This window comes from Pseudomonas sp. CH61, from assembly GCF_059429415.1.
Map to the genome: position 1 here is coordinate 3,963,831 of NZ_CM182098.1, position 25,180 is coordinate 3,989,010.

Consider the following 25,180-nt stretch of genomic DNA (forward strand, 5'->3'; position numbering starts at 1 on the left):
GCATCAGTTCCACAGGCCGATTTTTTCCAGCTCTTGCTTGAAGTTCTCGCGGGTGATCAGGGTGACGTCGTCCATCGCGGTGTACTTCGGCGGTTCTTTGCCGGTGGTCACCCACTCGTACATCATCTCGGCGGTCTTGTAGCCTTCGATGTGCGGGCTTGGCAGCATCGAGCCGAAGAAGCCGCTGTTAGGCTTTTTCAGTTCGCCGATGGCGTCGGTGCCATTGATACCGATACCGATCACGTTGGCCGCAGCAAAACCGGCGGCTTCGGTGGCGCGTACGCCGCCGAGCACAGTGTTGTCGTTCATGCCGCCAATGATCAGGTTTTTCGCCGCGCTCGGCAGTTTCACCAACGCCGAGTTAGTGGCGTCCATGCTGCCCGGTACGTCGAGGGTTTTCAGCGCGGCGAACAGAATGTGATCTTTCGGCAGGCCGGCGTCTTCGAGGGATTTCACCGAACCGTCGGTGCGCTTCTTGCCGGTGTCGAGCTCGTTGTAGGTGTTGACCACCGCGTAGGTGTCTTTCCAGTCCCAGTTACGCTTCTTCGCCTCGGCGACCATGGCGTTGCCCTGCTTCTGGCCGACCTCGAACGCGGCCATGCCGAGGTACGGCACGTCTTCCATGAACTTGCCGTTGGCGTCGACGAAGCGGTCATCGACGGCAATCACTTTCAGGTCATTGAGTTTGGCTTTGGCCATGATCGCCGGGCCGAGCGAGACATCCGGCGGGCAGATCACAAAGCCCTTGGCACCGTTGGCGGCAAGGCTGTCGATGGCCGACAGGGTTTTCTCGCCATCCGGCACGGCGATTTTGATCAGTTCGAAGCCCTTGTCCTTGGCGGCTTTCTCGGCAAAGGCCCACTCGGTCTGGAACCACGGTTCTTCCGCCTGTTTGACCAGGAAACCGATTTTCACGGTGTCGGCAGCGAGCAGCGCACTGCTCAGGCTGAACGCGGTAACCGCCAGGGCGGTACTGCACAGGGTACGAATCCCGAAACGACGTTTCATAAGCTGACTCCTTGTTATTTTTTTTGAGCAATGTTTGAAAAGCGTTAAAGCGTGTTCCTGCAAAATCTTCTGACAATAGTCATATCGTATGATGATTGGATTGCAAACGGATTTATCCGCATGAAAGCCACTGTGCTCAGTCGTGGTACATCACCGAGCGCCCACCATCGATGGTGATGCATGCAGCATTGATGAACGGCGCCTCATCACTGGCCAGAAACACCGCAGTCATCGCTACTTCCAGCGGCTGACCGATGCGTTTCGGCGGGTGCAGATCGAAAGCACGCTGACGCTCGGCGTGCGGGTCGGCGAAACCGTTCCAGTAATCGACGTTTAGTTGCGTTTCGATATAGCCCGGCGCGATGGCGTTGACGCGAATCCCCTTCGCGGCGTATTCGATGCCGAGTGCGCGGGTCAGGCCGAGCAAACCGTGCTTGGCCACCGGGTACGGGAAGCAGCCAGGAATGATGTGACTGGAATGGGTCGAGGCGATGTTGATGATGCTGCCAACGCCCTGCTCGATCATCTGCGGCAGCACCGCTTTGCAGCCAAACCAGGCGCCGTCCAGATCGATTGCGAAGCAGCGACGCCAGTCTTCTTCGGTCATTTCCAATGGATCGCGGAATACGTTGACCCCGGCGCAGTTGACCAGCACGTCGATGCGCCCGTGCAGTTCAACAGCGCGTTTGGCCATGGCATGCAGATCAGACTGACGCGAGACATCCGCCTTCAGCGCCTGCACGTCATAGCCTTGCCCACGCCAGTGCGCGGCAACCTGCTCGACTTTCTCAGCCTGGATATCGCTGATCACCAGTTTCGCTTGCTGCGAGGCGAAGGCCGCGACGATTGCTTCGCCAATGCCTTGCGCGGCGCCGGTCAGCAGCACGACCTTGTTTTTCAGACGCGCGCCCTTCGGCGGCGCGGGCACCGGCGGCAGGGAAAGGGGTTCAGCCATGGATCAGGACTCCTGTTTCGCAGGCACAAAAAAACCGGGCATCTGCCGATGTCCGGTCTGGAAGGCGGTTTGAACGAAACAGGCAGGCGCGGCCGACGGCATCGAGCCGTTGCGAGACGCGGACTCCACGCGGGAGTGCGATAGACATTCGCTGCATCACTTCACCTGTTTTGTTCTTTTTAAGTGTGAGTGCGTGTTACTGCTGGAGCCGACTATAAACCCGACCGCCAAATAATCTCAATATATAATTTTGCATCCCATATTTTGGGATTTAATCCGCAAACCGCGTACAGAGTTTTCCTGCGACATCCACGCGCATCGACAGCACTGCACCATCCAATGGATGGTTGTGCGGGCTCTGGGCGCTGGTGATGAACAGGGTTTTGAGGTCTTCGCCGCCGAACACACAACTGGTCGGGCGGCTGACCGGTAGATCGATTCTGCGATCAACTTTGCCATCCGGCGTCAGCCGCAGCAGGCAACTGCCATCCCAGCGGGCATTCCAGATATAGCCTTCGGCGTCCATCGCCGAACCGTCCGGGCCACCCTGCTGATCGGGGCCATACCAGACTTGCGCGGCGTCGAGATTGCCGTCGGTGTGAATGAAATAGCGGTGCAGCGTGTTATCGAGACTGTCGCCGAACAGCAGCGTGGTGCCGTCGTCACTCCACAACAGCGTGTTGGGAATACCCAGGCCGCGCAACAACGGCGTGACACGTTTATCCGGATCGATCCGGAACAGACCACCGGAACGACGGGTGATCGGCAGATCTTCGCCCTGTTCGCCGATGTTGTTTTGCATGGTGCCGAGCCACAGACGACCTTGGCCATCGCAGCGTGCTTCGTTGGGACGATTGCCCGGTTGCGGGTCGGCGACGCAGAACAGTGTCAGGCGCGGTTCGAGGCCTGGGGAGTCAAGATCGAGACGGTAGACGCCGCTGCTCAGGGTCACCAGCGCATCGCCGCTGGCGCAGGGGATGAACGCGGAAACGTGCTCGGGCATTTGCCAGATCTGCACGTTCTGGCCGATCAGACGCAGGGCCTGTTTGCCGGCGATGTCGACCCAGTACAGCGCCTGGGTTGGCGCGTCCCAGAACGGGCCTTCACCGAGCTGGGCGCGGTGTTGGGTCAGGGCGGTCCACGGCATATAACGGTCTCCATTGTTCTTGTGATTTTCTGTAGGAGTGAGCCTGCTCGCGATGGCGTAGTGTCAGTTGACGTCAATGCGACTGATCTACCGCTATCGCGAGCAGGCTCACTCCTACAGGGGATTTCGGTGTATTCAACTGGCTTTTTTGTCGGCCATGACTTTCGGGTAAAAGCGTTTGATCGCCAGGTCTGCGTTGTCGATCAAGGTCATGCAAGCCCACACGCCGCGCGCAGAATCCCGGGCGGCGATGGCGTCGGCCATGTCTTTGTGGATCGGCAAAGTGCGGCGCAGTTCATCCGGGTCGGCCGCAGAAACTTCAAACGACACAGCGAGCAACGCGCCGAGCGCCGGGACCATTTGTTCAATGAATTGGTTATGGCTGGCGGCGAGAATGCATTCGTGGAAGACCTGATCGGCGCGGTTGTAATCGATGCCGCTGTCGACCGCACGCTCAAGGGCGTTATAGGCCAGTTGCACCGCTTCGATCTGTTCCAGGGTCGCCCGCTCGCATGCCCAGCGCACGGCCATCGGCTCTATGGTGCGGCGCAGGTCGAGCAGGTCATCGACGAAGTTTTCCGGCAAGCCGTTGCGCGACAGCCAACCGACCACTTGCGGATCGAACAGGTTCCAGCGCCGTACCGGCAGCACGCGGGTGCCGACCTTCGGCCCGACTTCAAGCATGCCTTTGGCGACGAGGGTTTTGATCGCTTCGCGGATGACCGTGCGGCTGACGCCGAGCTGTTCGCCCAGATCGGCCTCGACCTTGATGGTCTGCCCGGGTTTGACCTGGCCAGCGGCGATCCAGCTGCCCAGCCAGTCAACGGTCGACGCATGAAAGCTGCTGGACATGAACACCTCAAAGCGGATCGCGATGGGTGATCAAGCTAATCATCATACGATTGCGCGTCAATAAGGATTTACTGCAGGAACACAAATCAGTGCAGGAGTGAGCCTGCTCGCGATAGCGGTATGTCAGTCACCATAAGTATTGACTGATCCACCGCTATCGCGAGCAGGCTCACTCCTACAAGGGGTTGTGTTTCAGGGTTCCAGGCCGATGCGAAAGAACTCGCCGCCGCTCCACACGCCAAGCCAACGCTGCCCGTCGATTTCGCGGCTCACCGCCAGTTCCACCAGTTGGTAGAACACATTGCGATGAATCAGCGCTTCAAGGTTGGTACGCACATGCACGTAAGGCGCGGGCTCTTGCGTCGTCGGATCAATCTCGACGCGGATCGGATGCTCAGGCCCGGCCTCGGCGGTTTCATCAACGTTGGTGGTGAAGCGCAACAGCTGCGCCTCCCCTTCGCCTTCAACCTCGACCGCAATCGCCACGAACGGCGCATCGTCGACCTTGATCCCGACCTTCTCGACCGGTGTGATCAGGAAATAGTCATCGCCATCGCGGCGCATGATCGTCGAGAACAGCTTGACCATCGGCTTGCGCCCGATCGGCGTACCCAGGTAATACCAGGTGCCATCACGGGCGATGCGCATGTCGATGTCGCCGCAAAAGTCCGGGTTCCACAAGTGCACCGGTGGCAAGCCTTTGGTTTTCGGGATCTGTCCCAACAGGTCATTGGCTTTTTGCGGGCCACTCATGGCGTTCTCCTTGAATTATTGGTCGCCGACTCCCAACAGGCTGCGCGCGTACTGTGCCAGCGGCGGGCCGATCAGGTCTTCGGGCTTGCTGTCGTGGAACGTCAGTAAACCGCCACGACTCTTGATCCGTGCAGTATCAATCAAATACTGGGTGCTGGTCTCGATCAACATGATCTGAATCACGCCGCCGTCGATGCCGAGGCGATCCACCGCCTCTTCATCGAGCCATTCATCGGAGTTGCCGATGCGGTCGTCAGCCTTGGCGAAACGCGTGTACAGCAGATAGTGCGCACCGGCATCGCGAGCTTCGCCCATCGCCTGATCGAGTCCCTCGGGAGCGCGGGCGCGGCGAACCATAGGAAAATATTCGACGAAACCTTTGAAAGCTTCTTCAGCCACCACATTCGGGCGCGGGTAAGAACCACCCGGCGGTGCGAACGCGCCTTGGGCGATGTAGATGAACGAGTCCGGCTGAATGCGGAAGTTGTTCACGCGGCGGCTGTCGCTGTGATCCAGCAAGCCTGCGTCGCTCATCTGATAGCGAGTGCCTTCGGCCATATCGCTGACAGTCATACAGCCGCCAAGCGCCAAAACGGCCAGCAGCAAAACCAGGCTACGCATCCTATTCCTCCAGAGGCCGGTGACGGAAAACCGGCGAATGGCCGTTGGATGCAGCTTTTGCGCCAGCTCAAGAAATTTGTTGATGGTTAAATCGTATTCGCGAGCAGGCTCGCTCCCACAGGGGAATACATTCCAAGGTGGGAGCGAGCCTGCTCGCGAAAGCGGTTGATCAGCCGCCGATAATCTTCATCACTGTCGCGCCACCTGAGAACGCCACTTCCTGCTTGTCCCCCAACGCCTTGACCAGCAAACGCTGGAGCGCCGGCAACGCCTGATGGCGCGGCTTGTCGAGCAGATCGCCGACATAGTGGCGGTTACTCGAGGACAGGCAGCCATGCAACCAACCAGTGGACGACAGGCGCAAGCGCGAGCACGTCCGGCAGAACGGCACGCTCTCGTTGGCGATCACACCAAAATTGCCAAGACCGGGAATTGCGTAACGCACGGCCGTAGCATCCACTGGTGCGTCGGTTTGCGCGTACTCATAACGCTCGCCAATCAGCGCCAGCAGCTGTTGCAGGCTGACGAACTGTTGCAGGAACGCATTGTTGTCCTTGGCCAAGTGACCCATGCGCATCAGCTCGATGAAGCGCAATTCGTATCCACGCTCCAGACAGTAATCCAGCAGCGGCATGACTTGATCAAGGTTCTGCCCGCGCAACGGCACCATGTTGACCTTGATCTTCATCCCCGCCGCTTTCGCCTGATCCATGCCATCGAGCACCGTGGCCAGATCGCCACCACGGGCGATGCTGCGGAACGCGCTGGCGTCGAGGGTATCAAGGGACACGTTGATCCGGCGCAGACCGGCTTCCACCAGCAGCGGGAGTTTTTTCGCGAGGAGTTGACCGTTGGTGGTCAGACTGATGTCGTCCAGGCCCATCTTGCCGACGGCGGTCATGAACGATTCGAGTTTGGGGCTGACCAGCGGCTCGCCGCCAGTAATGCGCAGCCGTTCGATGCCGGCGGCTTCGATCAGATACGCCACGCCGCGGGCCATGGCTTCGGCCGACAGTTCATCCTGCGCAGCCACCAGCCGCTTGCCGTTGGGCACGCAGTAGGTACACGCGTAATTGCAGGCTGAGGTCAGGCTGATGCGCAAATTGCGAAAACGCCTGCCTTGACGGTCAACGATCATGATCACTCCGGCGAAAGAATTTCGAGCCGCTAAAACTTGACTCACAAATCAAGTTTTAGCAAGCCCTATGCCTGAGTATATTCCTGCGGTACTGCGTCATGTAGCGAAATCATGGCGCAATAAGGCAGCTGAATGGCTCAGCTGCTCGGCGTTTCCGGATCACGCTTGCGCTTGTTGCCCATGCGCACGCCGATGTCCATCAGGAACTGGAAGAAACCTTCCTGATCTTCGAGCACATTGCTCCAGAACGGCGAGTGATACAGCGCGACAGCGCCGTGCACCAGCGCCCAGGCTGCGCAGTAGTGGAAGTACGGCGGCACGTCTTCGAGCTTGCCTTCGCTGATGCGGCCCTTGATCAGCAGGGTCAGGCGTTCGAAGTTCGAGGCACGGATCTTGTGCAGCTCCTCGACCATTTCCGGCACCTGATTGCCTTTGACGACCTTCTCTTCGAGACGGTCGAACAGGCGATAACGCTGCGGGTCGCGCATGCGGAATTCGAAGTAGGCGCGGGACAGCGCTTCCTTGTCCTTGTCGACATCAGCCGAATGCAGCAGCTCGTTCAAATCGCGCTCGTAATCGAGCATCAGGCGCAGATAGATCTCGGCCTTGGATTTGAAGTGCTTGTAGATCGTGCCTTTGCCGATACCCACGGCATCAGCAATCATCTCGACGGTGACACTGTCTTCACCTTGGTCGAGGAACAGCTTGAGCGCGGTATCGAGAATTTCTTGCTCGCGGCGACGAAACTCACGGACCTTACGAGGTTCTTTGTGCATAAGAAAAGGTCTGAAGGGTCAAAATTCGAAGCCGCGTATTATGCCTAACTTGCGCAAAAATGCACGGATCATCCGACCATATCTGTGTTTCTTGTTCATTTTGAGAACGTTTTGGGCGCAATGAGAACTCAACTGAAGCGAACGTATTCCAAATTTGTTTAAAAACCCCGACCGGCTAACTGGACTGCACGCCAGACTGATCAATACTTGAACTGTCGGGCGACATCTCCCCCAAGTGTCGCGCCGATAAAGGTACCAAGGGACCGCGTGCCTTTGTTTTACTCCTAATGGTCTTAACCCGGATTCACCCCCCAGAACCCGGGTTTTTTTTGCCTGCGATTTGGCTAGCGCTTACAGGGCAGATTTAACACTCGCCAGCGGGAACAGCCGCTTGAAGTTCTCGGTGGTCTGTTCGGCAAAACGCTCGTAGTTCTCACCGCGCAGCATCGCCAGGAATTCCGCCACTTCGCGCACGTACTGCGGCAGGTTGGGCTTGCCGCGATAAGGGATCGGCGCCAGATACGGTGAATCGGTTTCCACCAGCAGGCGATCCGCCGGGACCTTGCTCGCAACATCGCGCAACGCATCGGCATTGCGGAAGGTGACGATGCCCGACAGGGAAATGTAATAACCCATGTCCAGTGCAGCCTTGGCCATATCCCAGTCTTCGGTGAAGCAATGCAGCACACCGGCCTGAGGCAACGCCGCTTCGCGCAGCAATTCAAGGGTATCGGCACGCGCGCCGCGGGTGTGGATGATCACCGGTTTGCCAGTCTGCTGCGCCGCTTGCAGGTGTAGACGGAACGACTCCTGCTGCAACTCGGCGGCTTCCGGTTCGTAGTGATAATCCAGACCGGTTTCACCGATCGCCACCACTTTCGGGTGATTGAGTTCGTGCAACAGCCAGTCCAGCGCTGGCGCCGCGCCCGGTTGCACATCGAGCGGATGCACGCCGACGGAACAATCGACATCGTCATAACGCTCAGCCAGGGCTTTGACGTCGGCGGCGTTGTCGGCACTCACGCCGATACACAGGAAGTGCCCTACTCCGCGCTCACGGGCCGCATCGAGTGCAGCATCCAGCGAGCCGTCGTGGGCGGCGAGGTCGAGGCGATCAAGGTGACAATGGGAATCTACGAGCATAAAAAAGACGGCTACTTACATCGTATGAGTGGGACGGTCGGATTTAAGGGCTCCGGCCAGATGGGTTTCGATGCGACTGCGCGCGGTGTTGTCGCCGTCGTTGAACTGCACGCCGACACCGGCAGCGCGATTGCCTTGCGCCCCTTTCGGGGTGATCCAGGCGACTTTGCCGGCCACCGGAATCTTCTCGGCCTCGTCCATCAGGTTGAGCAGCATGAACACCTCGTCGCCCAACTTGTAACTTTTGTTGGTCGGGATGAACAGGCCACCGTTCTTGATGAACGGCATGTAGGCGGCGTAGAGCACCGACTTGTCCTTGATGGTCAGGGACAAAATGCCGTTACGCGGCCCCGGGCTGACAGATTCATTCATGTTGACCTCCACTGCTGATGTTCAGAGTCTAGGTACACATTCTTATCTTTGGCCAGGCAATCCCGCCCATTGCACCAACAACGCTTCCAGCAGCAAGGCCGGGTTGAGGTTGGCCTTGCTCAGGACTTTCTGGCGCTGGGCGAGAATCCAGTCCTGAATTTCGAGGACTTTGCCTTGCGCACTTTTCTGCGCCAGGTACTGCACGACTTTACGCATATCGGTCAGACCGAGGCCGGCTTCATCCTGAGTCAATTGATAACGCAGGATCAGGCTCGACCAATCGCAGAACCAGTCGAACAGCCGCAGCATTGGAATGCTTTTCCATTCCTCCGCCAGTTGCGTCGGCGATTGCTGCTGCTTGAGCAGCTTCTTCACGCCTTCGACCACTTGCGCGCGCTGTTCGCGCACGCCCTGGGATTGCAGGCTGACCGACATCAACGGCGAACCGGCGGCCAGCGTCAGCAGTTCGACACGTTCTTCTTCCGAGCAGTCCGGCAGCGCCTGAGCCAGCCATTGCAGGCTCATCGCCTCGCCCGGCAGCGGACAGGCCTGCTGCACGCAACGGCTCTTGATGGTGGGCAGCAGACGACTGGTCTGGTGGCTGACCAACAGCAGAACCGTGTCGCCGGACGGTTCTTCAAGGCTCTTGAGCAAGGCGTTGGCGGCGTTGATGTTCATCGACTCGACCGGCTCGATCAGCACCACCTTGCGCCCGCCGAGCTGCGCGGTCTGCACCACGAAGCTGACCAGATCGCGCACCTGATCGACCTTGATCGCCTTGTCGGCTTCTTCCGGTTCGAGGATGTAATTATCCGGGTGGCTGCCAGCCTTGAGCAGCAGGCAGGATTTGCATTCGCCGCAGGCTTCCGGCGTCGGCCGCTGACACAAGAGGCTGGCCATCAGGCGCTCGGCCAACGCGCGCTTGCCGATACCGGCCGGCCCGTGCAGCAGATAGGCGTGCGCGTGCTGCTTACGCCCGGCCAGTTGCTGCCAGAGGCTGTCCTGCCATGGATAGGCCTCAGCCACGGGCCAGCTCCAGCAAGTTAGGAATCAGGGTATCCAGCGATTGTTGAACCTTGACCAGTGGCTGACCGGCATCGATGCGCACATAACGCGCAGGATCGGCTTCGGCGCGTTTGAGGAACGCGCTGCGCACGGCTTCGAAAAATGCCCGGCCTTCCAGTTCAAAACGATCCAGACGACCACGGGCACTGGCGCGGGCCAGACCGATTTCCACCGGCAGATCGAAAATCAGTGTCAGATCCGGGCGCAGATCGCCTTGCACAAAGGTTTCCAGCGCGGCGATACGCTCCAGCGACAGACCGCGACCGCCGCCCTGATAGGCGTAAGTGGAATCGGTAAAGCGATCACACAGCACCACCGCGCCTCGGGCCATGGCCGGTCGAATCACCTCTGCCAGATGCTGGGCACGCGCAGCAAACACCAGCAACAGCTCGGCGTCCGGATTCATGACTTCGTCGGCCGGCGCCAGCAGCACTTCGCGGATCCGCTCGGCCAGCGGCGTGCCACCGGGCTCGCGGGTCAGCACCACTTCGATACCGGCGGCGCGCAGGCGCTCGGCGAGGTATTCGCGGTTGGTGCTTTTACCGGCGCCTTCGGGGCCTTCCAGAGTAATAAACAAGCCAGTCACAGGCAGTCCTTAATCAACGTCATTGCGTATTTTGTGGGGCGGCGGCTTCTGGAGTCGGCGCTGGCTCCTGTGGTGCAACTTGTGGCATCGACTCTGGCGCTGTGTCCGGAGAGGCCGCAGGAATCGCATCCTCGGCAGCGGGAGCCGCTTCAGGCGTTACCGCTGGCGCAGGGCTGGAGCGGTAATCCGCACGGCGCTTGAGCTGATACTCACGCACCGCATTGTTGTGCGCATCGAGATCGTCAGAGAACACATGACTGCCGTCACCACGCGCAACAAAGTACAGGCTGGTGCCGTCCACCGGGTTCAATGCCGCGTGAATCGCTTCGCGGCCAACCATCGCGATCGGCGTCGGCGGCAGGCCGGGGATCACGTAAGTGTTATACGCCGTCGGCTCTTTCAGATGTGCGCGGGTCAACTTGCCGGTGTAGCGATCGCCCAGACCATAGATGACGGTCGGATCGGTCTGCAGCTGCATGCCCAGAGCCATGCGACGCACGAAGACACCGGCAATTTGCCCACGCTCCTGCGGCACGCCGGTTTCCTTCTCGACCAGCGACGCCATGATCAGCGCTTGATAAGGTTCGGTGTACGGCACATCGGCAGAACGACTCTCCCACTCTTTCGCCAGAACTTCATCGAGGCGGTCAAAGGCTTTCTTCAGCAACTCGGCATCAGACATGCCACGCACGAAGCGGTAGGTATCGGGGAAGAAACGGCCTTCCGGGAACAGACCTTTATGGCCGATTTTGGCCATGACGTCGCTGTCGCTCAAACCGTTCAGGGTCTGCTCGACCTTGTCATCCTTGGCCAGCGCGGCGCGTACCTGGTGGAAATTCCAGCCTTCCACCAGCGTCAGGCTGTACTGCACCACTTCGCCACGCTTCCACAAGTCGATCAAACCATTGACGGTCATGCCCGGCTGCATGCGGTATTCACCGCTGTGAATCGGCGTGCCGGCGAGATTGAAACGCCAGTAAACCCGCAGCCAGAACGCGTCCTTGATGACGCCATCGGTTTCGAGGGAAAGGAACGTACGGGTCGGAGTGGAGCCTTTCGGCACATCCAGCAGTTCTTCCTGCGTGATGTTCAGAGGCTGTTCCAGTGCAGAGTGAATCTTCCAGGCGCTGGCGCCCATCAACAGCCCTGCCAGAACCAGTCCGGTTTCCAGCAGCAGCAAAAGTTTACGTCTCACAAATCAGGCATCCAGTAGGGCGCGGGCAATGGTTTGCAGTTTACGGGTGAGCGGGCCAACCGGCCAGCTCAGTGCAGCACAGGCGCGTACCGGCCAGACGCCATACACGCTGTTGCAGACAAACACTTCATCAGCCCATTGCAGTTGATCGAGGCTGATGTCGGCGATTTGCGTGGGGATGGCCAATGACTCGGCCTGAAACAATATTTCGGCGCGCATCACACCGGCGACGCCACAGCGCTTCAGGTCCGGAGTGATCAGCACACCGTCACGCACCAGAAACAGATTACTGAATACACCTTCGATCACTCGACCGACCTGATCAAGCATCAAGCCCTCGGCGTGCTCGCTGTCCTGCCATTCGGCACGGGCGAGAACCTGTTCAAGGCGATTGAGGTGTTTGAGTCCGGCGAGTAACGGCTGCTTGGCCAAGCGGGTGCTGCACGGGAACAGGCGGACGCCTTGTTCAGCATGCACAGCAGGATAAGCCGCAGGAGGATTGCCTTGCAGAATGCGGCGGCCCGGCGCCGTCGGGTCGGGCGCATAACCGCGCAAACCGTCACCACGGGTGAGGATGAGCTTGAGCACGCCCTCGCCCATCGCTGCCGCATAGCTCAGCAGCTCGTGACGGATCAGTTCGATATCCGCCGCGATGGCCAGACGCGAGCAGCCGTCGGCCAGGCGCGTCAGGTGTCGATCCAGCAGGATCGGCTGGCCGCTACGCACGGCGATGGTCTCGAACAGACCATCGCCGTAAGCCAGGCCGCGATCTTTCAGCGACAGAGCGTCAGCCGGTTGACCGTCGACCCAGCTGTCCATCAGCCTGCGAACCGGCGGAACGCCAAGGTGCCGTTGGTGCCGCCAAAACCGAAGGAGTTGGACAGCACGACATCGATGTCCATGTTGCGCGCGGTGTGCGCCACGAAATCGAGGTCGCAACCTTCGTCCGGCTCATCGAGGTTGATGGTCGGCGGCGCTACCTGGCTGTTGATCGCCAGCACGCTGAAGATCGCTTCAACCGCGCCCGCCGCACCCAACAGGTGACCGGTCATCGATTTGGTCGAGCTCACTGCCAGTTTGTAGGCGTGATCACCGAACACGGTCTTGATCGCATTGGCTTCGGCGAGGTCGCCGGCCGAAGTCGAAGTACCGTGAGCGTTGATGTATTGCACTTGATCGGCGTTGATCTTCGCATCGCGCAGCGCGTTGGTGATGCAGCGTGCTGCACCGGCGCCGTCGGCCGGTGGCGAGGTCATGTGGAACGCATCGCCGCTGGTGCCGAAACCGATCAGCTCGGCGTAGATGGTCGCACCGCGCGCCTTGGCGTGTTCCAGCTCTTCGAGAACCAGGGCACCGGCGCCGTCGGACAGGACGAAGCCATCACGGCCCTTGTCCCACGGACGGCTGGCGCGAGTCGGCTCATCGTTGCGGGTCGACAGCGCACGGGACGCGCCGAAGCCGCCCATGCCGAGGCCGCACGCGGCCATCTCGGCACCGCCGGCAATCATCACGTCGGCTTCGTCGTACATGATGTTGCGCGCGGCCATGCCAATGCAGTGCGTACCGGTGGTACATGCGGTGGCGATAGCGTAGTTAGGTCCCTGTGCACCCAGGTGGATGGACAGAAAACCGGAAATCATATTGATGATCGAGCCTGGCACGAAGAATGGCGAGATTCGACGCGGGCCCGTCTCATGCAGAGTACGGCTGGTTTCTTCGATATTGGTCAGACCGCCGATCCCCGAACCCATGGCCACGCCAATGCGTTCACGGTTGGCGTCAGTGACTTCCAGACCGGCGTTGCGCACGGCTTGAAAGCCTGCGGCGAGGCCGTACTGAATGAACAGGTCGAGCTTGCGCGCTTCCTTGACCGACAGGTATTCCTCGACATTGAAGCCCTTTACCGAGCCGCCAAAGCGGGTGGAATAGGCAGAAAGGTCGGTGTGTTCGATCAGACCAATGCCACTGCGGCCAGCCAGAATGCCCTGCCAACTGCTCGGCACATCCGTGCCCAGTGGCGACAACATACCCATACCGGTGACTACGACGCGTCTACGCGACACAGCACTCTCCTTTTTCAAATGACGACGACTTTGCATCAGGCCTAAAGAAAAAACCGCACGCCATGATGGCAGTGCGGTTTTTCCATGACAGCAAACAACGATTACAAACTATTACGCCTGGTGGCTAGTAACGTAGTCGATTGCAGCTTGTACAGTAGTGATCTTCTCAGCTTCTTCGTCAGGGATTTCGGTCTCGAATTCCTCTTCCAGAGCCATCACCAGCTCAACGGTGTCAAGGGAGTCGGCACCCAGGTCTTCTACGAAGGAAGCGGTGTTGACCACTTCTTCTTCTTTAACACCCAGTTGCTCGGCAACGATTTTCTTGACGCGCTCTTCGATGGTGCTCATACCTTGTTTTCACTCCTAATGGACAAATTCAGGCAGCTGGCCAGTGGGTAAGTGTATAGAAAGACTTTTCAGTTTTTCAACTGAAAGCTTCACTCCTCAAACCCTGCAGCCCTCTGCCTATAAATAGATTGCAGCTTTATAACGGATTTTAGACAGCTCGTATGACATTTTTTTGAAGCAATCCGTCACATTTTACTTACATGTACATCCCACCGTTCACCGGGATTGTAGCCCCAGTGACGTATGCCGCACCGTCGGATGCAAGAAAAGCGACCACAGACGCGATCTCTTGAGCTTGTCCCAGACGACCCAGCGGAATCTGCGTCTGCAAGGCTTCACGCTGTGCTTCAGGCAGCTCGCGGGTCATATCGGTGTCGATAAACCCTGGGGTTACCGAGTTGACCGTAATCGAACGCGAACCGACTTCACGCGCCATTGCACGGCTGAAACCTTCCAGACCGGCCTTGGCGGCTGCATAGTTTACTTGGCCAGCGTTGCCCATGGCACCCACTACCGAGCCAATACTGATAATTCGGCCCCAACGCGCCTTGGTCATGCCGCGCAAAACGCCCTTGGACAGGCGGAACAGACTGTTCAGGTTGGTATCGATCACGTCGTACCACTCGTCGTCTTTCATGCGCATCATCAGGTTATCGCGGGTGATGCCGGCATTATTGACCAGGATCGCCACTGGCGCACCAAACTGCTCCTGAATGCTTGCCAGCACCGCGCTGACCGATTCGTCGCTGGTGACGTTCAGCTCAAGGCCAGTGCCCTGAATACCGTTTTCCTTCAGGGTCGCGGCAATGCGCTCAGCACCCGAAGCGGAGGTCGCGGTGCCAACAACAATGGCGCCCTGACGACCCAGTTCCAGCGCGATAGCCTGACCAATGCCGCGGCTTGCACCGGTGACCAGTGCAACTTTACCTTGCAGACTCATGCAAGTTTCTCCTGATTCAGGCTTGCGCTGCACGAGCGGCAGCGAAAGCGTCTGGGGTATTGAGGTTGGATGTCGCCACGCCTTCGGCGCAACGCTTGTTCAGACCGGCCAGGACTTTGCCCGGGCCGCATTCGACCAGATTGGTCGCGCCCTTGGCAGCGAGAGTCTGTACCGACTCGACCCAGCGCACTGGCTTGTACAATTGTTCGAGCAGATCACGCTTGAGGGTTTCCAGATCGGCCGGCACTTGCGCGCTAACGTTCTGTACTACCGGGATCTGCGGCGCCTGCCAGTCGATGGCAGCAATGGATTCGGCGAAGCGCTCAGCGGCCGGACGCATCAGCTCGCAGTGCGACGGCACGCTCACCGGCAACGGCATGGCACGCTTGGCACCACGCGCCTTGCAGCCTTCGATGGCGCGCTCGACCGCAGCCTTGGCACCGGCAATCACCACCTGGCCCGGCGAGTTGAAGTTGACGGCGCTGACCACTTCACCCTGCGCAGCTTCGGCGCAGGCAGCCAGTACATCAGCGTCTTCCAGACCGAGAATGGCAGCCATGCCGCCCTGCCCGGCCGGAACCGCTTCCTGCATCAACTGACCGCGACGCTCAACGAGCTTCACCGCGTCAGCCAGTGTCAGGCTGCCAGCAGCGACCAGCGCGCTGTATTCACCCAGGCTGTGACCGGCAACGAATGCCGGGCGCGCACCACCTTCAGCCAGCCACAGGCGCCACAGAGCGATCGAAGCGGTCAGAATGGCCGGTTGGGTTTTATCGGTTTGATTGAGCAGTTCTTCCGGGCCCTGCTGGGTCAGTGCCCACAGGTCATAACCCAGAGCCTCAGAGGCTTCTTTGAAAGTTTCGAGGATCAACGGATATTCCGCGCCCAGCTCGGCCAGCATGCCGAGGGACTGCGAACCTTGTCCTGGAAAGACGAATGCGAGGGAAGCAGACATGTAACAAGCCCCTAATGATCTTGTCGTCGGAAAATGACGCCCCGCTTGGGGACGCAAGAAACTGACAGTTGGATGGCCCTTTGAACCGGGCGGTCACATTTAAGCATTGTCCGACGAAAACGCCTAAGACAACAGATCCTCCAGACGGCCGTGAAGGCGCTCGGGGAGGTTCTCCTGGATCTCGATCAGCGCACGCGAAATAGCACTCTGAAAGCCCTGAACCCCGGCCGAACCGTGACTTTTCACGACGATGCCCTGCAAGCCGAGAAAGCTTGCGCCATTATGTCGCGCCGGCGCCAGATCCGCCTGCAAACGCTTCATCAACGGCAATGCCAAAGCCCCCACTGCACGGGAGACCAGATTCTTTTTGAACAGCGCTTCGATGCGCGCAGCAATCATCGTCGCCAGGCCTTCGCTGGACTTGAGCAGGATGTTGCCGACGAAACCGTCACACACCACGACATCGGCCTCGCCACGATACAAACCGTCGCCTTCGATGAAGCCGATGTAGTTGATACCGCGAGCAGCCTGCAACAGCGTCGCCGCGAGCTTGACCTGCTGATTACCCTTGATGTCTTCGGTGCCGATATTCAGCAGCGCAACACGCGGGCGATGGATACCCAGCGTCTGCGCCGCCACCGAGCCCATCACCGCAAACTGCAGCAAATGCTCAGCACTGCAATCGACGTTGGCGCCCAGATCGAGCAACTGGCAATAGCCCTTCTGCGTCGGAATCGCGGCAACCATCGCCGGACGATCAATACCCGGCAACGTCTTCAGCACGAATCGCGAGAGCGCCATCAACGCTCCGGTATTGCCGGCGCTGACACAGGCCTGAGCCTTGCCATCACGCACCAGTTCCAGGGCGACACGCATCGACGAGTCCGGCTTGCCACGCAAGGCCTGGGTCGGTTTTTCGTCCATGGTGATGACTTCGCTGGCCGCAACAATCGTCAGGCGCGCGCGATCGGCAGCCGATTGGCCGTTGATCAGTTCTTCAAGAAGGGAGGGTTGACCGACGAGGGTCAGGTGCAGCGAGGGCGTAGCAGACAGGCAAGCAAGGCTGGCCTGAACAATGCTGCGGGGACCGAAGTCCCCGCCCATTGCGTCAATCGCGATGACTTGAGCGGACAAGTGATTACTCGTCAGCGCCCTTGTCGATCACTTTACGGCCACGGTATACGCCTTCTGGCGATACGTGGTGACGCAGGTGAACTTCACCAGTGGTTTTTTCTACAGACAGGGTGCTAGCCTCGAGAGCGTCGTGCGAACGGCGCATGTCACGGGCAGAGCGGGATTTTTTGTTCTGCTGAACAGCCATAATTGATTAACTCCTAAACGTTTGGGTCACGCTTTAACTGCGCCAATACACTGAACGGGTTGGACCGCGTTGACTCGTCCTCGCTCGGTTCGGGCTCATCGAGACCCGCCGGCTGCTGGCATTCTTCCGGATGATGAGCAGGCACAATGGGCAAGGCGAGCAGAAGCTCCTCCTCGATCAGTGACTGCAGATCCAATGGATCTTCGCCCAGTTCCAGCACGTCATAACCTTTCGGCAACGACTGGGTATTCGCACCCTCTTTCACCACAGCATAACTGCATTCGCTGTGGATCGGCAGGGTGACCAGCTCAAGACAACGCTGGCAAACCATTTTGACTTCGGTGTCGATAAAGCTGTGGATTACCACAGATTTACGTTCATCTCGTTCAAAAACGAATTTCGCCTGCACCGTACCGACATTGTCGGAAAGCGGGTCGCAGAGTCTCTCCAAATCGGCCAGCAGCATTTCACCTTGAAGGGTGGTGCCACGGTCAGCCAATTTGCGCGGGTCAACGTGAGGTGGAATCGGGTCATTCAACATAGGCGCAGCATTATAGGGATGCACCCACCCATGTCAAAGGAAATTGTGCCCTGTCCGTCACTTGCGTGCCTCCGCTAGAATTCGCACCTGCCTCAGGAGACGCGAATGCTGCCTTTATTACTCGCTTCAAGCTCGACCTATCGTCGCGAATTGCTCGCCCGCCTGCACCTGCCGTTCGTCTGCAGCTCGCCGGATATCGATGAAAGCCATCGCCGGGGCGAGTCAGCCATCGAGCTGGTCAAACGCCTCGCCGAACAAAAAGCCCGGGCATTGGCTGACAGTCACCCTGCGCACTTGATCATCGGCTCCGACCAGGTTGCCGTGCTCGGCGAGCAGATCATTGGCAAGCCGCACACCTTTGAGAAGGCCCGCGAGCAACTGATGGCCGCCAGCGGCGCCAGCGTGACCTTCCTGACCGGCCTGGCGCTGCTCAACAGCCAGACCGGCGAATGCCAGGTCGACTGCGTGCCGTTTACCGTGCACATGCGTCAGCTCGATCAGGCGCGCGTTGAGCGTTATCTGCGCATCGAGCAGCCGTATGACTGCGCAGGGAGCTTCAAGGCGGAAGGACTGGGCGTCAGCCTGTTTCAGTCCACCGAAGGCCCTGACGCCACCAGCCTGATCGGCCTGCCGCTGATTCGCCTGATCGACATGCTGCTGACTGAAGGCGTGCAGATCCCATAAAGCAAAAGATCGCAGCCTGCGGCAGCCCCTACAGGGGACTGTAAAACCCCGTAGGAGCTGCCGCAGGCTGCGATCTTTTGATCTTTACAACGAATCAGCGCAACGAAGGCCCGTGGAAACCCATCCACATCGCCAACTGCTCAGCAACACTGGCACCGAGCTTCTTCGAGAAACGATCAAACGGAGACTCCTGCACAGTGAAGTCCACCAGCTCTTTCTCGCCGATCACATCCCGCGCCACCGAGCTGGCATTTCCCAGCCCATCGATCAACCCCAACGGCAGCGCCTGCTCGCCCGACCAGACCAGCCCAGAAAAAAGCTCCGGATGCTCTTTGTCCTTCAGGCGATCCCCGCGACCCTGCTTGACGCTATTGATGAACTGTTTGTGCGTGGTATCCAGCACCGTCTGCCAGAACGCCGTTTCATCCGGCTTCTGCGGCTGGAACGGATCGAGGAACGACTTGTGCTCGCCCGAGGTGTACGTGCGACGCTCAACGCCAAGCTTCTCCATGGTGCCGACAAAACCGTAACCGGCCGCCGTCACACCGATCGAACCGACCAGACTCGCCTTGTCGGCGTAGATCTGATCCGCCGCACTGGCGATGTAATAAGCGCCGGACGCGCCCAGATCGGAAATCACGGCATACACCTTGATATCCGGGTGCAGGCCACGCAGGCGCTTGATCTCGTCATACACATAACCCGACTGCACCGGACTGCCGCCCGGGCTGTTGATGCGCAGGACGACGCCTTTGACCTTCTTGTCTTCAAACGCGGCGCGCAGACTACCGACAATGTTATCGGCGCTGGCAGGCTCCTTGTCGGCGATCACCCCGGTGACATCGATCAACGCGGTGTAGTTATCGCTACGGGTGGCGCTTTTTTCCATATCCATCAGCGGCGTGAACAAAATCAGCGCAACAAAAAGATAAACAAACGTCAGCAGCTTGAAGAAAATCCCCCAACGCCGTGAACGCCGCTGCTCTTGCACACCGGCCAGCAGGGTTTTTTCCAATAGCTTCCAGCTTTTCTGATCACCGTCGTCGGCACTTGCCTTGGCCGGTGCTTTCCATTCGTCGGTCATGCCATCCACCCCAGCAAAAACGTATTAAGCCTGCTTCTCCAGCCAGGCATGCAATTCGGAAAAACGGTCGATCGACAGGCGCGGTTCGAACTGCTGCAGCGATTCGATCGATTGCGCGCCATAGCTGACCGCCACCGAGTCCATCCCCGCGTTACGCGCCATCAGCAGATCGAAGGACGAATCGCCAACCATCAGCGCCTGTTCGGCGCGCACGCCGCAATGAGCAAGGATCTGCTCCAGCATCAGAGGGTGCGGCTTGCTGGCAGTTTCATCGGCAGCACGGGTGATATCGAAATATTCTTCCCAGCCATTGGCCTTGAGCACCCGATCCAGCCCGCGACGATTCTTGCCGGTGGCGACAGCCAGGTGATAACCCTGCTCACGAAACGACGCCATCGATTCGACTACGCCTTCGAACAACGGCGAAGGCACAGCTTCGGCAGCGATGTAGTGATCGGCGTAATACTCGCGAAACAAAGTCATTTCGGCATCGCTGATTTCGGGGTACAGCGTACGGATCGCCTCGGGCAGACCCAAGCCGATGATGCCTTTGACGGCAAAGTCATCACGCAACTCGAAGCCGGAACGCCCGGATGCAGAGTGCATCGCCTCGACGATCCGATGGATGGAATCGGCCAGTGTGCCGTCCCAATCAAAAATCAGCAGCTTGTAATCAGATGGGCGCACTCAATCGCTCCACGGTCTTGGCCCACATTTCATCGACCGGCGCCTGCAAGGTCAGCTTGCCGCCATCGGGCAGCGGCACGGTCAGCATGTAGGCGTGCAAAAACAGCCGCTTGCCACCCAGATCGCGAATTTCCTTGGTGAAATCCTCATCGCCATACTTGCTGTCACCAGCAATGCAATGGCCCGCATGCAAGGTGTGCACGCGAATCTGGTGGGTGCGACCGGTAACCGGTTTAGCCTCGACCATGGTGGCAAAATCGCCGAAGCGGCGCAGCACCTTGAACATGGTCAGGGCTTCCTTGCCCTCGTCATTGACTTCGACCATGCGCTCGCCGGAACGCAGATTGCTCTTGAGCAATGGCGCGCTGACTTTCTTGATCGAAGTCGCCCAGTTGCCGCGCACCAGCGCCATGTAGCGCTTGTCGACGCCATCGCCGCGCAACTGCTCGTGCAAGTGGCGCAACATGCTGCGCTTTTTGGCGATCATCAGCAGGCCGGAGGTGTCACGGTCGAGACGGTGAACCAGTTCCAGCTCCTTGGCATCGGGACGCAACTGACGAAAGGCTTCGATCACGCCGAAATTCAGGCCGCTGCCACCGTGAACCGCAATGCCGGCGGGCTTGTTGATCACGATCAGGGCTTTGTCTTCGAAGACAATCGAGGCTTCCAGGCGCTGCAACAGGCCTTGAGCGAGTGGCACCGGCTCATCGCGCTCAGGCACGCGAACCGGCGGCACGCGCACGATATCACCGGCCTGCAGCTTGTATTCGGGCTTGATCCGACCTTTGTTCACACGCACTTCGCCTTTGCGCAAAATGCGGTAAATCAAGGTCTTGGGCACGCCTTTGAGCCGGGCGAGGAGGAAATTGTCGATTCGTTGGCCGGCATACTCCGGCGAGACTTCAAGCAATTGAACGCCTGGAGTCGAAGGGGCAGTAGTTGTCATGCCGCGGATGATAACAATTTTTATGGAATTGAAGCACTTAATCATTGCTGCTATAGTCGCGAACGCCGCCAAAAGCGGCCTGGACAGAGGAACCACGGTCAAAAACCGGCCCTGACCAACGCAATTCACCAGGACGCGAGGCCGTCCTACGGGGCTTTCGCTACGTAACGGTGGAGTTTGCAGTTGTAACAAGCGCAGGTGACATGAGGCCTGAATTACACCGTCGAGCAGAGTTTTTACTCGCCTGACAGGCACACATTCAAGGCCAGTTCACAAAGTGCAGTCAGCTGCAGATGACCCCGAGCGAATGCTTCGGAAACAACGCCTGAATTAGCCATGATGCGTGACCTCCCCTTTCGGAGCTCACGGTAAATGCCAACCCGCTGCGGATTCTGCGCGCGGCAGCACCCGAATTATCAGGGATACGTGTAGGGTGGAGATGCACAACCGCTGGACTGTGTAGCAATAGGCTTTATCAAGACGCTTCATCTCGTCCACAGCCGCTGGTTGATTCCTCCTCCTGACTGAGTGCTTAAGTAGCCACAGCAAGCAGGACGCGTACGTCGCTATATCGGCCCAATTGGCCGCATATCGCTGGACACGGGAATGGCCAACCACTCCCGACGCACCTGACACCGACCGTGAGAAGTCGTGTGTGCCGAACGCCGTTTCCGGCAGCCCGGAAACCGACGGTACTACATGAAAAGAATGCTGATTAACGCAACTCAACCCGAAGAGTTGCGTGTTGCACTGGTAGATGGCCAACGCCTCTACGACCTGGACATCGAATCCGGTGCACGCGAGCAGAAGAAGGCCAACATCTATAAAGGCCGCATCACTCGCATCGAACCAAGCCTTGAGGCTGCCTTTGTCGATTTCGGCTCCGAGCGCCACGGCTTCCTGCCCCTCAAAGAAATCTCCCGCGAATACTTCAAGAAAGCCCCTGAAGGCCGCGTCAACATCAAGGACGTCCTGAGCGAAGGCCAGGAAGTCATCGTTCAGGTCGAAAAAGAAGAACGTGGCAACAAGGGCGCAGCCCTGACCACCTTCATCAGCCTGGCCGGTCGTTACCTCGTGCTGATGCCAAACAACCCGCGTGCCGGCGGTATCTCCCGTCGCATCGAAGGCGAAGAGCGCAACGAACTGCGTGAAGCGCTGAACGGCCTGGTAGCACCGGCCGACATGGGTCTGATCGTGCGCACTGCCGGCCTGGGCCGCAGCAGTGAAGAAATGCAGTGGGACCTCGATTACCTGCTGCAACTGTGGACCGCCATCAAAGAAGCCTCGCTGGATCGCTCCGCGCCATTCCTGATCTACCAGGAAAGCAACGTGATCATCCGCGCCATCCGCGATTACCTGCGCCAGGACATCGGCGAAGTGCTGATCGACAGCGTTGAAGCCCAGGACGAAGCCCTGACCTTCATCCGTCAGGTGATGCCGCAGTACGCCAGCAAGATCAAGCTGTACGAAGACAGCGTGCCGCTGTTCAACCGCTTCCAGATCGAAAGCCAGATCGAGACCGCTTTCCAGCGCGTCGTTGAACTGCCTTCCGGCGGCTCCATCGTCATCGATCCGACCGAAGCCCTGGTGTCCATCGACATCAACTCGGCGCGCGCCACCAAAGGCAGCGACATCGAAGAAACCGCTCTGCAGACCAACCTTGAAGCCGCCGAAGAAATCGCCCGTCAGTTGCGCCTGCGCGACATCGGCGGCCTGATCGTCATCGACTTCATCGACATGACCCCAGCCAAGAACCAGCGCGCCGTGGAAGAGAAAGTCCGCGAATGCCTGGAAGCCGACCGCGCCCGCGTGCAGATCGGCCGCATCTCGCGCTTCGGCCTGCTGGAAATGTCCCGTCAGCGCCTGCGTCCATCGCTGGGCGAAAGCAGCGGCATCGTCTGCCCGCGTTGCAACGGCACCGGCATCATCCGTGACGTTGAATCGCTGTCGCTGGCGATCTTGCGCCTGATCGAAGAAGAAGCCCTGAAAGACCGCACTGCCGAAGTGCGCGCTCAGGTGCCAATCCCGGTCGCCGCGTTCCTGCTCAACGAAAAACGCAACTCGATCACCAAGATCGAACTGCGCACCCGTGCCCGCATCATCATTCTGCCGAATGATCACCTCGAAACCCCGCATTTCGAAGTTCAGCGTCTGCGTGACGACAGCCCGGAAGCCGCGACCAACCAGTCCAGCTACGAAATCGCTGCTGCCGCTGCCGAAGTCGAAGAAGTCCAGCCAGCCGCCGCGACCCGCACCCTGGTTCGCCAGGAAGCCGCGGTCAAGACTGCTCCGGCCCGTGCCAACGCTCCGGTTCCGACCGAAGTCGCCGCGCCTGCCGCTCCAGCACCGGCCCCGGTTGCCGCGCCAGAGCCAAGCCTGTTCAAAGGCCTGGTGAAATCGCTGGTCAGCCTGTTCGCCACCAAAGAAGAGCCAGCCGCTCCGGTTGTGGTTGAAAAACCAGCCAGCGAACGTCCGGCCCGCAACGAAGAACGTCGCAACGGTCGTCAGCAGAGCCGCAACCGTAACGGTCGCCGCGATGAAGAACGCAAGCCACGCGAAGAACGTGCCCCACGTGAAGAACGTGCGCCACGCGAGCCGCGCGAAGAGCGCGCGCCACGTGAAGCCCGTGAAGTCCGCGAGCCTCGCGAAACCCGTACCGAAGCGCCAGTTGCCCGCGAAGAACGCGCACCACGTGCTCCGCGTGAAGAACGTGCTCCACGTGCACCGCGCGAAGACCGCAAGCCACGTGGCGAGCGTGAAGAGCGTGTACGTGAACTGCGCGAGCCACTGGACGCCGCTCCAGTTGCAGCAGCCACCGCAGCCGTTGCCGCTGAAGAGCGTCCGGCCCGTCAGCCACGTGAAGAGCGCGCACCGCGTCCGCCGCGTGAAGAGCGTCAACCGCGTGCCGAGCAGGCCGCTGCTGCCGTCGCTGAAGAAGAAGTGAACATCAACGAAGAGCAACTGCCGGAAGACGGTTCGGAGAACGCCGAAGGCGATCGTCCACGTCGTCGTTCGCGCGGTCAGCGTCGTCGCAGCAACCGTCGTGAGCGTCAGCGTGATGCCAACGGCAACGTGATCGAAGGTTCGGAAGAATCCGAAGCCGGCGAAAACGCTGAAGAGCCAAGCACCGCCGATCTGGCTGCTGGTCTGGCTGTCACCGCCGCTGTTGCCAGCACCGTGATCAGCGCTCCGGCCGAAGCACAAGCCCACGAGCAAGCCGAACGCGCTACCGCTGCTGTTCAGGAAACTGCGCCAGTGGAAGCGCCGGTCGTTGAAGCGACCACTCCGGTCGAAGTGGTTGCTGCTCCGGAAGTCGAAGTGGCACCGGTTCAGGAAACCCTGCCTCAGGTAGAGCCTGCGCCAGTTGTAGTGGCCGAGCCGGTGGTAGAAAGCGTTGCTGAAACCGTGACCGAAACCGTGCGTGAAGTTCGCGAAGAGCAGACCGCTTTCAACTGGGTCGCCGAGCCGGCTGTTGCTGAAACACCAGCGCCAGTGGTTGAAGCACCGGTTGTTGAAGCGCCAGTGTTCGAAACCCCGGTGGTTGAAGCTCCTGTGGTTGAAGAGAGCAAAGTTGCCGAGCCAGTGGTCGTTGCTGAACCAGCACCGGTGGTCGAAGCACCTGTCGTTGCCGAAGCGCCAGCTCCAGTGGTTGAAGCACCGGCTCCGGTCAGCGCCCTGACACCAAGCGGCCGCGCGCCGAACGACCCACGTGAAGTGCGTCGTCGCAAGCGTGAAGAAGAGCGTCTGCAGAAGGAAGCCGAACTGGCTGCCGCTGCTGCTCCGGTTGCTGAAGTGGTCGAGGCAGCGCCTGCCCCGGTCGCTGAAGAAGCGGTTGTCGAAGCGGTGATCGCTGAAGCACCACGCTCCGTTCAGGACGCGGTCGAGCAACACCAAGAGGCCGAGGAAAAAGAGCACGAGCCTAAACCACTCGTGTAATTTCCAAAGCCAATAAAAAGCCCCGCCCGGTGAAAACCTGGCGGGGCTTTTTTATGCCTGCAAT

26 protein-coding genes are annotated in these 25,180 nt (G+C 59.4%); 2 read left to right on the forward strand and 24 right to left on the reverse strand.

Going from position 1 to position 25,180, the window contains the following annotated elements:
• Positions 1-3 precede the first annotated feature (3 nt).
• From AC5SEM_RS17710 to AC5SEM_RS17810, 21 genes are all read right to left on the reverse strand, one after another.
• The gene (locus AC5SEM_RS17710; RefSeq protein ID WP_016986016.1) at positions 4-1,008 is read right to left on the reverse strand and encodes a substrate-binding domain-containing protein; all 1,005 of its coding nucleotides are present in this window, start codon (positions 1,006-1,008) and stop codon (positions 4-6) included.
• 136 nt (positions 1,009-1,144) lie between these two features.
• Positions 1,145-1,963 (reverse strand): SDR family oxidoreductase, encoded by an 819-nt coding sequence (locus AC5SEM_RS17715; RefSeq protein ID WP_495470938.1) that lies wholly within the window; start codon positions 1,961-1,963, stop codon positions 1,145-1,147.
• 271 nt (positions 1,964-2,234) lie between these two features.
• Positions 2,235-3,110, reverse strand: a complete 876-nt coding sequence (locus AC5SEM_RS17720) for an SMP-30/gluconolactonase/LRE family protein (protein ID WP_495470939.1) — start codon at positions 3,108-3,110, stop codon at positions 2,235-2,237.
• Between the two features lie 135 nt (positions 3,111-3,245).
• Positions 3,246-3,962, reverse strand: coding sequence for a FadR/GntR family transcriptional regulator (locus tag AC5SEM_RS17725; RefSeq protein WP_127929329.1), 717 nt, complete (start codon positions 3,960-3,962; stop codon positions 3,246-3,248).
• A gap of 192 nt (positions 3,963-4,154) precedes the next feature.
• On the reverse strand, positions 4,155-4,715 hold the full coding sequence (locus AC5SEM_RS17730; RefSeq protein WP_053122580.1) for a DUF1285 domain-containing protein: 561 nt from the start codon (positions 4,713-4,715) through the stop codon (positions 4,155-4,157).
• 15 nt (positions 4,716-4,730) lie between these two features.
• A complete protein-coding gene (locus AC5SEM_RS17735) occupies positions 4,731-5,336 on the reverse strand; it encodes a DUF4823 domain-containing protein (protein WP_007908280.1) in 606 nt (201 codons plus the stop codon).
• A 169-nt stretch (positions 5,337-5,505) separates the two neighbouring features.
• The gene (locus AC5SEM_RS17740; RefSeq protein WP_095120573.1) at positions 5,506-6,474 is read right to left on the reverse strand and encodes a GTP 3',8-cyclase MoaA; all 969 of its coding nucleotides are present in this window, start codon (positions 6,472-6,474) and stop codon (positions 5,506-5,508) included.
• Positions 6,475-6,611: 137 nt separating this feature from the next.
• A complete protein-coding gene (locus AC5SEM_RS17745; protein ID WP_016986022.1) occupies positions 6,612-7,250 on the reverse strand; it encodes a TetR/AcrR family transcriptional regulator in 639 nt (212 codons plus the stop codon).
• A gap of 351 nt (positions 7,251-7,601) precedes the next feature.
• Positions 7,602-8,393 carry a TatD family hydrolase gene (locus AC5SEM_RS17750; RefSeq protein ID WP_077574069.1) on the reverse strand — a complete coding sequence of 264 codons (792 nt, stop codon included), beginning with the start codon at positions 8,391-8,393 and terminating at the stop codon, positions 7,602-7,604.
• A 15-nt stretch (positions 8,394-8,408) separates the two neighbouring features.
• Positions 8,409-8,765: a PilZ domain-containing protein gene (locus tag AC5SEM_RS17755; RefSeq protein ID WP_077574070.1), complete on the reverse strand. Its 357-nt coding sequence runs from the start codon at positions 8,763-8,765 to the stop codon at positions 8,409-8,411.
• Positions 8,766-8,807: 42 nt separating this feature from the next.
• Positions 8,808-9,791 carry a DNA polymerase III subunit delta' gene (locus AC5SEM_RS17760; protein WP_495470940.1) on the reverse strand — a complete coding sequence of 328 codons (984 nt, stop codon included), beginning with the start codon at positions 9,789-9,791 and terminating at the stop codon, positions 8,808-8,810.
• Positions 9,784-10,416: a dTMP kinase gene (gene tmk / locus AC5SEM_RS17765; protein WP_116030449.1), complete on the reverse strand. Its 633-nt coding sequence runs from the start codon at positions 10,414-10,416 to the stop codon at positions 9,784-9,786. Before tmk ends, AC5SEM_RS17760 begins: the two co-directional genes overlap by 8 nt.
• 19 nt (positions 10,417-10,435) lie before the next feature.
• Positions 10,436-11,611 carry an endolytic transglycosylase MltG gene (gene mltG / locus AC5SEM_RS17770; RefSeq protein WP_137218845.1) on the reverse strand — a complete coding sequence of 392 codons (1,176 nt, stop codon included), beginning with the start codon at positions 11,609-11,611 and terminating at the stop codon, positions 10,436-10,438.
• A gap of 3 nt (positions 11,612-11,614) precedes the next feature.
• On the reverse strand, positions 11,615-12,430 hold the full coding sequence (gene pabC / locus AC5SEM_RS17775) for an aminodeoxychorismate lyase (RefSeq protein WP_116030447.1): 816 nt from the start codon (positions 12,428-12,430) through the stop codon (positions 11,615-11,617).
• Complete coding sequence (gene fabF, locus AC5SEM_RS17780) at positions 12,430-13,674, reverse strand: beta-ketoacyl-ACP synthase II (RefSeq protein WP_034155353.1); 1,245 nt, start codon at positions 13,672-13,674, stop codon at positions 12,430-12,432. Before fabF ends, pabC begins: the two co-directional genes overlap by 1 nt.
• Before the next feature lie 111 nt (positions 13,675-13,785).
• Positions 13,786-14,022, reverse strand: coding sequence for an acyl carrier protein (gene acpP / locus AC5SEM_RS17785; protein WP_003175607.1), 237 nt, complete (start codon positions 14,020-14,022; stop codon positions 13,786-13,788).
• 196 nt (positions 14,023-14,218) lie between these two features.
• Positions 14,219-14,962 carry a 3-oxoacyl-ACP reductase FabG gene (gene fabG / locus AC5SEM_RS17790; RefSeq protein ID WP_008086267.1) on the reverse strand — a complete coding sequence of 248 codons (744 nt, stop codon included), beginning with the start codon at positions 14,960-14,962 and terminating at the stop codon, positions 14,219-14,221.
• A 16-nt stretch (positions 14,963-14,978) separates the two neighbouring features.
• Positions 14,979-15,917: an ACP S-malonyltransferase gene (gene fabD / locus AC5SEM_RS17795; RefSeq protein ID WP_034155355.1), complete on the reverse strand. Its 939-nt coding sequence runs from the start codon at positions 15,915-15,917 to the stop codon at positions 14,979-14,981.
• A 123-nt stretch (positions 15,918-16,040) separates the two neighbouring features.
• A complete protein-coding gene (gene plsX / locus AC5SEM_RS17800; RefSeq protein ID WP_371043956.1) occupies positions 16,041-17,051 on the reverse strand; it encodes a phosphate acyltransferase PlsX in 1,011 nt (336 codons plus the stop codon).
• A gap of 4 nt (positions 17,052-17,055) precedes the next feature.
• Complete coding sequence (rpmF, locus tag AC5SEM_RS17805; protein ID WP_003179396.1) at positions 17,056-17,238, reverse strand: 50S ribosomal protein L32; 183 nt, start codon at positions 17,236-17,238, stop codon at positions 17,056-17,058.
• A gap of 13 nt (positions 17,239-17,251) precedes the next feature.
• Positions 17,252-17,779: a YceD family protein gene (locus tag AC5SEM_RS17810; protein WP_007908248.1), complete on the reverse strand. Its 528-nt coding sequence runs from the start codon at positions 17,777-17,779 to the stop codon at positions 17,252-17,254.
• Positions 17,780-17,884: 105 nt separating this feature from the next.
• On the opposite strand from AC5SEM_RS17810, the gene AC5SEM_RS17815 reads away from it, so the two are divergent.
• Positions 17,885-18,463 carry a Maf family protein gene (locus AC5SEM_RS17815; protein WP_495470941.1) on the forward strand — a complete coding sequence of 193 codons (579 nt, stop codon included), beginning with the start codon at positions 17,885-17,887 and terminating at the stop codon, positions 18,461-18,463.
• A gap of 94 nt (positions 18,464-18,557) precedes the next feature.
• Here the strand turns inward: AC5SEM_RS17815 and sppA are convergent, their stop codons facing one another.
• The 3 genes from sppA to rluC are packed head-to-tail and all read right to left on the reverse strand — an operon-like array spanning position 18,558 to position 21,180.
• Positions 18,558-19,547 carry a signal peptide peptidase SppA gene (sppA, locus tag AC5SEM_RS17820; RefSeq protein ID WP_368967697.1) on the reverse strand — a complete coding sequence of 330 codons (990 nt, stop codon included), beginning with the start codon at positions 19,545-19,547 and terminating at the stop codon, positions 18,558-18,560.
• Positions 19,548-19,571: 24 nt separating this feature from the next.
• Entirely contained in the window at positions 19,572-20,234 is a 663-nt protein-coding gene (locus tag AC5SEM_RS17825) for an HAD-IA family hydrolase (RefSeq protein ID WP_077574078.1), read from the reverse strand.
• Complete coding sequence (gene rluC / locus AC5SEM_RS17830; RefSeq protein ID WP_034155359.1) at positions 20,221-21,180, reverse strand: 23S rRNA pseudouridine(955/2504/2580) synthase RluC; 960 nt, start codon at positions 21,178-21,180, stop codon at positions 20,221-20,223. Before rluC ends, AC5SEM_RS17825 begins: the two co-directional genes overlap by 14 nt.
• Positions 21,181-21,879: 699 nt before the next feature.
• Here rluC and rne point away from each other — a divergent pair.
• Positions 21,880-25,116, forward strand: coding sequence for a ribonuclease E (gene rne, locus AC5SEM_RS17835; protein ID WP_495470942.1), 3,237 nt, complete (start codon positions 21,880-21,882; stop codon positions 25,114-25,116).
• Positions 25,117-25,180 lie beyond the last annotated feature (64 nt).